This window comes from Candidatus Zixiibacteriota bacterium (assembly GCA_034439475.1).
Taxonomy (GTDB): Bacteria; Zixibacteria; MSB-5A5; order GN15; family FEB-12; genus JAWXAN01.
This window is the reverse complement of record JAWXAN010000012.1, coordinates 1-12,285: the sequence shown is the minus strand read 5'-3', so window position 1 is coordinate 12,285 and position 12,285 is coordinate 1. Positions and strand designations below refer to the sequence as shown.

Below are 12,285 nucleotides of genomic sequence, written 5' to 3'. Positions count from 1 at the left end.
GAAAGACTCGTGCACCAGCCTCTTTCCCTCTCATCCCCTAATATACCGTGACACTCGGAATTGGTATAACAAATTTACCGCCCCACTCTCTGATAAAGGCATTCTGCTTCATAATCTCATCCTTGAAATTCCAAGGCAGAATAAACAGATAATTCGGGCGGCTCTCCTTAATTTTGTCAGGATGAAGTATGGGAATATGCGTCCCCGGCAGAAACTTCCCCTGCTTATAGGGATTGCGGTCCACGGTAAAATCAATAAAATCTGTCCGGATTCCGCAAAAATTCAGCAGTGTATTCCCCTTGCCGGGCGCTCCATAACCTGCAATCGTTTTCCCTTCGCGTTTCGCCGTAATAAGAAACTCAAGAAGTCTCCTCTTTGTCTCTTTAACCTGTTCGGCAAAAATCGAATAGCAGTTCATGGTCATAAAACCGGCCATCTCTTCACGCCCTAACAATTGCGTTACTCGATATTCGACAGCCTTGCTGGAATCGTCGGTATGACAGGCATAGATGCGCAGTGAACCGCCATGTGTGGAAAGCTCTTCGACATCAAACAATCGCAGTCCGTGGGTTGCCAGAATTTTATCGACGGTGATAAGTGAAAAATATGAGAAATGTTCATGATAGATCGTGTCAAATTGATTCTCTTCCATCAGACGCATCAGGTGCGGAAATTCCATCGTCAGCACGCCCTGGGGTTTGAGCAAAATCTTTATGCCTCGGACAAAATCATTGAGGTCCGGCACCTGGGCAAAAACATTGTTGCCTAAAATCAGATCGGCATGAAGCCCTTCTTGTGCTAGTGCCTTCGCAGTCTGTTCGCCGAAAAAGAGAACTCTGGTATCCACACCCCGCTCGACGGCGGCTTTGGCAACGTTGGCAGCCGGCTCTATCCCCAAAATAGGAATGCCCAGTGGGAGAAAGTGCTGTAACAGATAACCGTCGTTGCTTGCAAGTTCCACAACATGACTTGATGTGGTCAATCCAAGCCGTTTGGTTATCATCTCGACATACGTCTTGGCATGCTGCACCCAGCTTTCGGCATACGATGAAAAATAGGCATATTCGGTAAAGATATGTTCACGCGGGACATAGTCATCGAGTTGAACCAGAAAACATTTTTCACAGACGTAAGCATGGAGGGGATAAAACAATTCCTGCTTATTGAGGTCCTCTGCTTTGACATAGCTTTCGCACAACGGCGACATACCCAGATCAACAAACGTATGACGGAGCGGAGCCGCGCAGAAGCGGCAATTCATTATTTCATCGACCGTGTGATTTATTTTCGTGGTTGACTGCACAAGTTCTTTCACTGGTGTCCCCTTTTCCCATCTTTTATATTTCTCTTACCTGCTATGTGTGAGCCGCGGCGGTGACTTTTATTCCCTCGGGCTGGCTCCAGCGAAGCGAGGCATCGAGGTGGCCATCGCTCATCAATGATTTAATTTGATCGATACGTTTATATGTCGGCCCCTCAAAATCATCGACTGTCAGCTGAATCGATTTGAAGGCGTCATAGAGTTGTTTGGCTCCGGCGCGGGCTGTCCATTGCGGACGAAACTCCGGCATAAGCTTTGCAATTTTTGTGGCGTCCACCCTATAGTTGCGGCTGTCCGGTCCGGCGTCCTTTGCAAATTCCACTTCGCAATCCGGCACCGTTTCTTTGACAATTTGAGCGATTTCAGAAATGCGGTAATTCTCATCCGAGCGGCCGACATTAAAAGCCTGATTGTGAACGACATCGCGGGGCGCATGCAGCGCGGCTATAAATCCGCGGGATATATCTTCAATATGAACAATCGGCCTCCAAGGGCTGCCATCGCTCTTGATATGAATTTTGCCTGATGCAACCGCCCATGCCGTCAGATTATTGAGCACAATGTCAAAACGAAGCCGCGGTGAAACACCATAGGCAGTCGCGCTTCTCATGAATACCGGACTAAATGTTTCGCCGGCCAGCCGTCGCAGGTCAAGTTCCGCTCTGACTTTCGAAATACCATAGGGCGTGACCGGATTAAATGCCGCCGATTCATCCAACAGACGGTCATCCGATGCCCCATAGTTGCTGCACGATGATGAGAAAAGAAAGCGTCCCACTCCGGCTTCCTTGGCCATAGTGGCCAAACGAAGCGTACCGAGGTGATTTATATCATAGGTAATATCAGGGTTGAGGTCTCCGAGCGGATCATTCGATAGCGCGGCCAAATGGATAACAGCATCAACACCGTCAAAATCCTCTACCTGAGCATCGCGAATATCTCGGGTGATCGATGGAACATCAACTATCCCATCGCTGAAAGTGCAACGGCGATAAAAATCGCTGTCCATACCAACGACTGTGTGTCCCGCTTTAATGAGCATTGGAACCATTGCCGAGCCGATATATCCCTTATGTCCAGTAACAAGAACTTTCATAATTACCCTCGCCGCCTTTACTGTCTTACCAAAAGAGTTGGTCACTTTTCGATTTTGGAATTATTTTTTTTTCGATGGCTTCACACTCATTTACCCTGGCCAGATGACCAGCGTAACCGTATTCACATCTGCTTGAGAACTGTCAGGAGTTCCGTCGCCAGCTTTTGTCTGTCCCAGAACACATGTTTGGTCAAAAAGAAAAAGAGTTTAAGCTTCTCCTTGGAATCCATGGACACCCGAGCGACTGAGTGAAAGTGCTCCCAATTGAGCCGCCAATAAATAAGCGCGATACGCTTTTTGGAAAGGGGATCGTAAAACTTTTTTAATTCTTCCAGACTTTTATTAAGCGTGGAAGACTGTTTCCCCACCCGCCGGAAAAATAAGAACTCCGGCAATTCAAAATATTTTCCTCGCAGAGCCAGTTCACCCATAAGCGTTATATCGGAAGCAATATGATTTCCCAAAAATCGGGTTTGTCTGAGTTGATCGATCCGGATAAGTCCGGCCAGGGCATTTGCCAGTCGGACATTCAGCATGAATTTTATAAAGCGCTCGCTGGATGAGGAATCGCGAAGGTCAAGCCGGTCATCATATTCCTGAAAGATAATTCCCTGCTCGTCCATCAGTTTTGTCCTACCGTAGACGAGCACAACATCGGGCTGGCTTTCCAAAACCTCGATACAACGCTCGAGAAGTTCCGGAGCGCAGACATCGTTTGCCGTGGCAAATTTGAAATATTTCCCGCGCACCTTTTCAAAGGCACAAATATAATTATTGACCGAACCGATATTTTGTTCGTTGCGAGAATACCGTACGCGAGAGTCCTTTTCTGCATAGGCCAGGCAAACGGCATCTGTCCCATCGGTTGAAGCATTGTCTGTAATGATAAGTTCGAAATCTTTGAATGATTGAGAGAGAATCGACTCGATGGCTTCGCCGATAAAGGGCACGCCATTGAAAACAGGGAGCGCAATACTGACTACGGGCAGCATCACTCCTGCATCAGGTTGATCGGACATTGAAGAACTCATCGAAGAGAATTCTTTTCCCTTATTCTCGCTATCAGCATATTCACGATCGGACATCAGTTATCTATCCTAAGGTATTGAAATTTCTCTAAAGAATGGCAATTATATCTCAGTTCCTCAAATCGCTTATGCGCATTATAATGCATATTGCCGTTTTCCGTTAGCGCTTTCATCTCATTCGTATTCTTTTTCTATTCCCACAGTTCTAATTGTCGACGTATCTTCACATTTTCTGTAACGGTTCAGAGTCACTCTTCGGGCTTTTCAACCTTAGCGCTGAAATCCATCGCCTGTCTTCACAGATTAAAACAACTTATGTGCCGCCTAACGCAGGTGGCGCAGGGCAAAGAAACCTAAACCTGAACTCGAAGAGCCTTCAAGATTTTGTACCCGTATGCTCTTGCTTTGGTTGGGAGAACAGAGAGGAAATCTTTTAATGCCGGCGGACGCCAAACAAGTATCAATCCGGTATATACAAGAATCCCGAAGGGGACCACAACCAGAATTTCTATAAGTGGCGCAACCTCCACCAGTCTGAGCGCCAGTCGGGCGCCATAGATTGCCACAGCCATCGCAAAAGTGCAGACACTGTACGGCGCAAGAGCCTTTATAAGCCCCAGGGTCTTTAACTCTATCAGGCGAAAAGCCATAACAAATCGAGCCCCGGTCAGAGGAATGGTGACTAATGAATAGGCAATCGAGATTCCGATTATTCCCCACTGTAATCCAATCGCCAGGGCGGTGATTGTCGCAATCCCGGACACTATAGAAAATTTAAACAGCCACGAAGTCCGCCCTTTTGAGAGTATGACGTACGTTGCTGGAGTAACAATCGCATTAAATATCCCTACCGGCGATAACCAGATGATGATAGACACTGCGGGAAGCCATTTCTCTCCCAAAACAACATGGACGAACGGCGTCGCAATCACCATCAATCCAACAATCATCGGCAGTGTAATAAATGCTATCCCGCCCACAGCTCGCAGAAAAATATTTTGCGCTTGTTGATTGTCATCCTGCACGCGCGAAAAGGTAGGAAAGAGAACACGGTTGATGATTGGCGAGATTGACATGGGTGGATAGAGACAGAATCTATAGGCCATTGTGTAATACCCAAGGCTTGCTTCTCCAAGCCATTTTCCAATTATAAACTTATCCGAGTCGCGGGAAAAATATTCTATAAGATGAAACCCCGTCATATTGAGGCAGAAAGCCGCAACCTGTTTAACTTCTGACCATGTGAATGTAAAATTGGGTTGCCATCCCGACACTTTCCACATAAAAACCGATGTCGCGGCTGTGCTTATAACATTTGAAATGACCAATGCCCAGACCTCATAGCCCATATACGCCATAACAATGGCAATGACTCCCTGAACCAACGCCCCAATAAACGCGGCTTGGGCAACCAGGTCAAAGCGCATATCCCGGTTGAGCAAAGAGCCAGGGATAGTTCCAGCGACGGTAATTACAAATGATAGACCCATTACCTGGATAATTGGTATCAACGTCGGCTCACCGTATATCGACGCCAGTAATGGGGCCGCAAAAATCAAACCGAGGGAAAGCACGAGAGAAAACAGAACATTGAGGATAAAGAGCGAGTTAACTAATGCGCGAGAGAGCATCTTCTGCCGAATTATGACGGCCGATGTCCCAAGGTATTGGAATATCATGATAAAACTTGTAGCCACAGAAGCCATTGAGAGCAGACCAAAATCACCAGGGGAGAGCAGATTTGCCAGTACGATGGAAACAAGCATACGCACACCCTCAGTCGTGACTTGCCCGGCTCCGGTCCATCTCAACCCCGAGAAAATTTCTTTACTCTTTAGCTCATCGGTGATCGATGAATGATATTCAGACAAATCAGGTGGCTTCGTCATATCCCCTTTGGAACTGGTGTTCATAACTCAGAACTCATCTTATCTATCCTCACTGGCCGGGGCTGTCAAAAATTTCCCGGACATCCCTCACTGTTCAAGTTGCCGCCAATAATCAAAGCAAATGGCCAGCCAGCTACGAGATTATACAAGCAATAGTTGACTGACAAGCTCAATAAAAATAACCAATTCCAATAAGATAATCGCCTTGCGCGATGCAGATTATATGACCTCGGCTCTTTCCGCCGGTTCATGATTAGTCGCCAGAAGATCAAGACACAGCTCGCGGCCAAGAATCGCGGTTGAGGTGGAATTTGATAATGTAACTCGCCGAAGCAAATAGCGGTGCGCATCCGGGGTGTTATTGCCATGGGCAGCTGTGACTGCGTAACTGAACTGATGCTTGGCAAGCAGAGAATACAGCCCTTTGTACGCCATGAGGTCAACCCCGTACGGATAGGCAAAACCCCTGACGGGCTGGTCAATGCGATTTTCTATGTCCTCTTTTGATTTCACTATCTCTGTCTCAGCCTCGTCCGGAGTAGAGTGGCTGAGGTTGGGGTGGGAGGCAGTATGCGCACCAAATGTTATTCCTCCCGCTCTCATTTCCTGTACCTGGACCCATGAAAGCGAAGGTCTCAGAGAGCAGGTATCTGGAGGCGATTTTGATACCAATGACCCTAATTTCGATAAAATGGTTCGACATTGGCTGCTTTCTTTCATTCTCAGATACTGCTCTGCTACTCTAAAAAACCATTTTCTCCAGTTCGGGGTATTTGTTCGGGCAGGGCATACCAAACTTCTGTCAAACTCAAAGATTTCCAACAATTCTTGTGGCTGAACACCCCTGAAATCAGACTCGGCGCACAATTCGGCCAGTGTTAACCACCAGGGTCTTGAAAGATCATTGATCCAGTCCGTCATGAGGTATATTGTGGCCGGAATCTGGTATTCTTTGAGTAACGGATAGGCAACGGTATAGGCCGACGCATAGCCGTCATCTATGGTTATCGCAACCGAATCTTCTCTAAGCCCCCCCTCGTGATCAATTTCCCTCATGGCGTCCTCAACCGTTATCACGCGATAATAGCGCTTGATCACTCGCAAATGGGCTGCAAATTGCTTTTTTGAAGGGCACTCAAGGCTCAGCCGGGAGAAAATTTCATTCTTTGTCCCGTTGTAAAAATCATGATACATAAGAATAAGTAATCGCTTCTCGTTTGTCCCACGGATTACCTTGTGGAGGGCATAGTACCCTCCAAAAAACAGAATATTTTTCACAAGACGCTTTACCAATTGACATCCTCTAAGAATTATAGACCTTCAAAGATTAGCTTCTGAAACCTGCTCCAGAATGGAAACTTACCCCTCTTTTTACCCTTTTACCATCATTAAATGGTATTTTGTCACCAAAATAATGGTTTCTCACATTACCCTTGGTTCAATCCAAAGAAAGGTCATGTAACTCAATCAAACCTCGCTCAATAGGACGTTTTTTTGCACTTTCCACGTCCGCGACTGCTTCTTAATTTCTAAACAGCCGTCGAATTTGTTATAAGTTGACGCAGCGCAATGACCAGCACAGACACGAAGCAGCGATTCTTCATGCGAAATGCCGAGGTGAAAGACAAAAAACAATGGAACAGACCGCCAACCCGATGAAAATCAGTAAACAAAATGCCGCGACAGCACCGGCTCTGATAGCAGGAACGGGATTATCCGCGCTCGGCCTTTTGCGCTCACTCAGCCAGGCAAACATTCCCTGTTTCTGCCTCTCGCCTGATTTGGGAATTGTGAGATATTCACGCTGGAGCCGGCCCTTGCCTTCTCAGGTTGGCCATCTCAACGAGGATATGCCCCTTGCTCAGTATCTTGAGCATTTCCCTGCTGACCAAGCCGTGCTGTTCCCCTGTAGCGACCATTGGACAGCCGAGGCCGCGCGGCTACCGCTCCACATCCGTGAACGCTTCAAAACCATTGTTCCGGAACAGGACTCAGTAAATATCTTCCTCGACAAGGGTCTTCTCGCCACAATGATGCAGGACCAAGGCTTGGCTCACCCCAGAACTTTTATTATCACAAGTGAACGGGATTTTTCTGACATCCCCGAAACTATCTTTGAGCAATCCTTCCTTAAACCGCGCGATTCACAATCATTCTTCAGACATTTCGCCAGAAAAGGATTTTTTGTGCGATCAAAAGATGACGCCCTCAAACGATATTCCACCTTCGCTGATGATGGTTTCGAGATGATACTTCAGGAGTACATTCCCGGCCCGGCCCACTCCCATTATTTTATCGATGGCTATATCGGACGCGATGGCCTGGTCAAAGGTCGTTTGGCCCGACGTCGGCTTCGTATGTTTCCTCTCGATTTCGGCAATAGCACCTATCTGCGAAGTATCTCTCTGACCGATATTAGCCCAGCAATAGAATCTCTTGATCGACTCTTCGCCGCCGTTAATTATAAAGGAATATTTTCCGCCGAGTTTAAATTTGACGAGCGCGACCAAACCTTCAAACTAATAGAAGTCAATATCCGCCCATGGTGGTACATCCAATTCGCTTCAGCCTGTGGAGTAAACGTCGCTCTCATGGCCTATAATGACGCCCTTGGAAGAAACATTAAAACTGTTTCGGGGTACAAAATAGGAGAGGGATTAATTCACTCCTATTACGATATACACGCTGCACGAGCGCTGTATAAGCGCGGCGAACTGACTCTCATCGAATGGATACGTTCATGGCTCACGTCAACCCAGTCCGATTTTAGCTGGAGTGATCCGCTTCCAACAGCTGCCTTCTGGAGTGACAAACTCGCATCGAAATTTTGGCGTCTTATAGATACAAATGGAACCTCGTGAAAAACCAAAACCGTCCCCCTCGCGCACACAGGTGCCTTCCGCTGCGGCCAGTGAAAAAAAAGCCACACCTTTCGCCTGATGATCGGAATTAAAAATAGATGACAAAAAAGCGCTTTGGCGCGCAGATAATTTGCGCGACCCTCGAAGAGTTAGGCGTTTCCACTCTCTTTTGCATGGCCGGAACACAAAGCTTGCCTCTCCTCGAAGCTCTGCGAACCTCAGGTCTGAGAACCATCCAGGCTACAAATGAGCTCGCGGCCTCTTTCATGGCCAATGGCTATTTTCGCGCTTCGGGAAAAGTAGGTGTGCTCACAACAATCCCTGGACCCGGATTCACCTATGCCATCAGCGGTTTGGCCGAAGCCAGAATGGATTCTTCCGCCTTGCTCTATATTGCAATCAAATCCCTCGATGACACGACAGACAAATTCCAGAGCCAACATCTCGATCAAAAAGCCATCGCCGCACATCTGGCCAAATCTGTTATCGAAATTACAACGATCGACACCTTGCGCGAATCGCTTCAGACCGCTTACGCCCTTTCTCTATCAGGCGAGCCGGGACCGGTGATGGTCGAAATTGACGCACAGCTCTTTTCACAATCATTCCCGTTTTCTCATCTTGACACAATCGAAGAAACATTCTTGTCAATCGACAACGATGCCGTTGATGGTCTGACTAAAGCATTGAGCGCAAGCCGCAAGACGATAATCTTTGCCGGACAAGGGTGCGCCAATGCCTCACTGGCGCTGCTGGAACTTGCTGAGCTTCTCCAAGCCCCGGTTCTCATGACCTCATCGGGTCGCGGGGTGATCTCAGAAAATCACTGGCTATCGCTTGGCTATGACTGTTCCTCTGGAGCCACCAAAACCATTAATCGACTTTTGGACGAATGCGATCTGATTCTCGCCCTTGGATGTAAATTCAGTCACAACGGAACCGGCGGCTTCTCACTTGAGATTCCCCCGGAAAAGCTTGTGCATATCGATGCTTCAGCCAAAGTTTTAGGCGCGCATTATCCCGCCAGCCTCTACGTTCAGGCGGATATCCCCACCCTGCTCCCGAAACTTCTTTCCAAACTCAACAACTTTGTTATTGCTCCGTCAGGATGGACGAATAGTCAAATTGCGGCCTGTAAAGCGGAAATCGAAGACGAGCAAATCTCGACAATGAAACATGCCCCACTGCTTTTTAACATAACGCCAAATAAGACGCAGGATTTTTTTCTCGCCCTCAACCGCCTCTTACCTGACGATGCCATTTTAGTTACAGACTCGGGACTGCATCAGAATTTAGCTCGAACTTTTTTCTCGGTGCGTTCTGCGCGCGGGTTAGTGATACCATCGGACTTCCAATCCATGGGCTTTGGCCTCCCCGCCGCCCTCGGAGCCAAGCTGGCCGCTCCGCACCGTCAGGTCGTACTTGTTCTTGGCGATGGCGGACTGGTCATGTCGGCAATGGAACTCATTACCGCCGTACGGGAGAGAATATCAATAACTGTTATTGTTTTCAATGACAGCAGCCTTGGAATTATCCGAATGCAGCAGATTGAACAGTACGGAAGTGAATTTGCCACAGCAAACGACGGCTGTAATTTCAGACAATTAGCCGAATCGATGGGCGTGTCATATATGAAGCTCGAAGGAAAGTTGGAATCCAATCTTCGTTCCGCTCTCGCGAATCCGGGTGTTACAATGCTCGAAGTCCCGCTTGTGGATTCTCCGCATCTGGCTGGAGTCGGCCGCAAAGCCCTCGCAATGCAAACAATAAAAAATGTCCTCGGCCCGAACATTCTTCATCGAATCAAATCAGCCCTCAGACGATAAGCTGCTCTATCTTGTAGCGATTCCGCCACGGGCGGACTGTGGTTCAGCGATTCTCCATTCCCCGCCTCCACCACCCTCAATTATTTATCCGCATTAAATTTCCGCCAAAAAAAATAAACCTACCGCACCACAATTATCTTCCCCTTCAACCCATTCTCGGCGATAGACCACAAATAGACACCGCTTCCGACATTCACACCCGATTCATCTGTGCCATCCCATTGAATTTCGCTTTGACCGACATCACTCCATACCCTGACCGGTTCACCCGAGATTGAACTGAGCACCAAAGTCGTGCCCAACGGAATCTCGTTAAAGACAACATGCGATGACTTCGCAAAATGAAACGGATTCGGATACGCAAATGTCAACGGCTGGACCGTGAATGTTGCAGTCGCGCTGTACTGATAATCATTTGCGCGGCTTCGCCAGAAATAATTTGTGTTAGAGGCCAAAGCCGTTTCAACTTTCCATTCGGTCATGCCACCGTCTCCCTGTCCCACAACAGAGCTTGCGACCAGACCAAAAAAGTTTGAGTCGGTAGCAAGATCAAACTGGTAAAGATTATTCAAACTCTGATCGATATTGTTCACCCGAAAATGCGGCTGGGATGTATTGACCACAGAACTTGGCTCTGGTGACAGAAGTGCAACCTGCTGGTCTTTATTATCCAGAATAATATTAAACGAGGCCAAAGCCGATGAAACATTCGAGACAGACGACGCATTGGCCAGCTCATCATACACCTTCACCGCCGTGAAATATTTCATTCCTGGCTGCAGTCCTTGGATGATTAACCCCTGTTGAGTCCCCGACGCCAATGGCGCCGGGGGATTGGGGAGCAGACTTGCCGAAGTAAAATTTACTGGAGTTATCGTATCGCGGGAATATCGAATCTGATAGGCGCTCGCCTGACCGTTCAGACCATCATCGCCGACTGTTGTCCAGCCAAGCAATATCTCGCCGACCAGGCTTCCGCTGGAGGCGGTAAGGTCGTTAATTCCTGCTGGGGGAGTCTGGTCGCCTGTAGTCGCGCCGCTGATTACATTCGACAGACCGGAAATATTTGGGACTTCATCTGAAACTTTAATCGCAAAATAATATGTAGTTGATCCGGTGAGACCAGTAACAACAAATGTCTCGGCGCTTCCCGCCGCTTTCGGAACAGCCTCCCCGGTAACCTGAGTGGCCGTCGCCCAATTGGCGTCTGTAATTGGCGATGTTGAACGGCGGATGTCGTACGATGTTGCTGTGCCCGTCGTGCCATCGTCACCGACAGCCGTCCAATTTAACTGTATGCTTGTCTGGGTCGCATTCGATAGCGAAAGATTGTCAATGGCCGAAGGGGCAATTGTCTCCACAGTGGTTGCCTTTGTGACAACATTTGAGAGAACAGACCAGTTGGGGACTTCGTCGGCCGTCTTGATCGCAAAATAATATGTTGTCGATGGATTCAGTCCAGTCACCGTGAATGTTTCCGCGAGTCCAACGGATTTTGGAGTAGGTTCGCCGGAAACCTGTGATGCCGATGTCCAATTGGCAACAGTGATAGTCGCCGTTGAGTAGCGAATGTCATAGAAAGCGGCCTGACCGCTTGCGCCGTCATCACCCGGAGCCGTCCAATTGAGCGTCACCGAATTAGGCGCCGAGCTTGAGGCTGTAAGAGCGGCATCGGCATCAGACGCGCTCATCGCAAGAAAAACAAAGGCAAATGCAAGAAGCATGACCAGCTTGCGACAGAACCGGTGCATCAGTGAAGGATGATTTGTAGAAGTATCAGAGTTTTGGATCATAAATTGACTCCTTAGAAGAGTTTCAAGGTGGATTCTTGGATACAATCCATGTATGTCAAATTTCAGGCCAACATTTCGCCCATGTTCCAATTGCCTGTCGGGTAACGGATTGACGGAAAAAAATTTCACTTGGCCGATTTTACGCCACAATATCACTGTTCAATTTTTGAGTGATTGGTCATTCGAAATGCAGACTCAGGCAGAATCAACTACTCTCCGACCACGTCGTTGCGGGCATAATGATCAGAAAGTAGGGCGGGTCCGTCCGCGAACCCGCTAATTCCTCCATATTCGTTCCAGTCCGCCGAAGGCGGAGAATCCATCTTCATCTTCGTGCGGGCCGTCCTCCATTGGCGGATTCGAAAATCTCTAGCCTGCACAGATTTCCAGACGTGCAGTCAGGCGCCCCCGCCTGACTGTCTTCTTTGTGTCGGGCGAGGGATAGCATCCCCAGCATGGGGCGCCCGACAC

The 12,285-nt window shown here is 48.2% G+C and carries 8 protein-coding genes; 2 read left to right on the top strand and 6 right to left on the bottom strand.

What is annotated here, in order from left to right:
* Positions 1-37: 37 nt before the first annotated feature.
* The 5 genes from SGI97_00995 to SGI97_00975 all read right to left on the bottom strand — a co-directional run bounded on the left by SGI97_00995 (position 38) and on the right by SGI97_00975 (position 6,627).
* Complete coding sequence (locus tag SGI97_00995; GenBank protein MDZ4722480.1) at positions 38-1,261, bottom strand: class I SAM-dependent methyltransferase; 1,224 nt, start codon at positions 1,259-1,261, stop codon at positions 38-40.
* Between the two features lie 94 nt (positions 1,262-1,355).
* Positions 1,356-2,417, bottom strand: a complete 1,062-nt coding sequence (locus tag SGI97_00990) for an SDR family oxidoreductase (GenBank protein ID MDZ4722479.1) — start codon at positions 2,415-2,417, stop codon at positions 1,356-1,358.
* A gap of 122 nt (positions 2,418-2,539) precedes the next feature.
* Positions 2,540-3,502 (bottom strand): glycosyltransferase family 2 protein, encoded by a 963-nt coding sequence (locus SGI97_00985; GenBank protein ID MDZ4722478.1) that lies wholly within the window; start codon positions 3,500-3,502, stop codon positions 2,540-2,542.
* Between the two features lie 296 nt (positions 3,503-3,798).
* Positions 3,799-5,358, bottom strand: coding sequence for an MOP flippase family protein (locus SGI97_00980; protein ID MDZ4722477.1), 1,560 nt, complete (start codon positions 5,356-5,358; stop codon positions 3,799-3,801).
* 195 nt (positions 5,359-5,553) lie between these two features.
* Positions 5,554-6,627 carry a polysaccharide deacetylase family protein gene (locus SGI97_00975; protein ID MDZ4722476.1) on the bottom strand — a complete coding sequence of 358 codons (1,074 nt, stop codon included), beginning with the start codon at positions 6,625-6,627 and terminating at the stop codon, positions 5,554-5,556.
* A gap of 341 nt (positions 6,628-6,968) precedes the next feature.
* Between SGI97_00975 and SGI97_00970 the strand changes: the two genes are divergently transcribed.
* Positions 6,969-8,195 (top strand): hypothetical protein, encoded by a 1,227-nt coding sequence (locus tag SGI97_00970; GenBank protein MDZ4722475.1) that lies wholly within the window; start codon positions 6,969-6,971, stop codon positions 8,193-8,195.
* Between the two features lie 98 nt (positions 8,196-8,293).
* Complete coding sequence (locus tag SGI97_00965) at positions 8,294-10,021, top strand: thiamine pyrophosphate-binding protein (GenBank protein ID MDZ4722474.1); 1,728 nt, start codon at positions 8,294-8,296, stop codon at positions 10,019-10,021.
* Between the two features lie 119 nt (positions 10,022-10,140).
* On the opposite strand, the gene SGI97_00960 is transcribed toward SGI97_00965, so the two are convergent.
* Positions 10,141-11,814: a fibronectin type III domain-containing protein gene (locus SGI97_00960; protein ID MDZ4722473.1), complete on the bottom strand. Its 1,674-nt coding sequence runs from the start codon at positions 11,812-11,814 to the stop codon at positions 10,141-10,143.
* Positions 11,815-12,285: the final 471 nt, after the last annotated feature.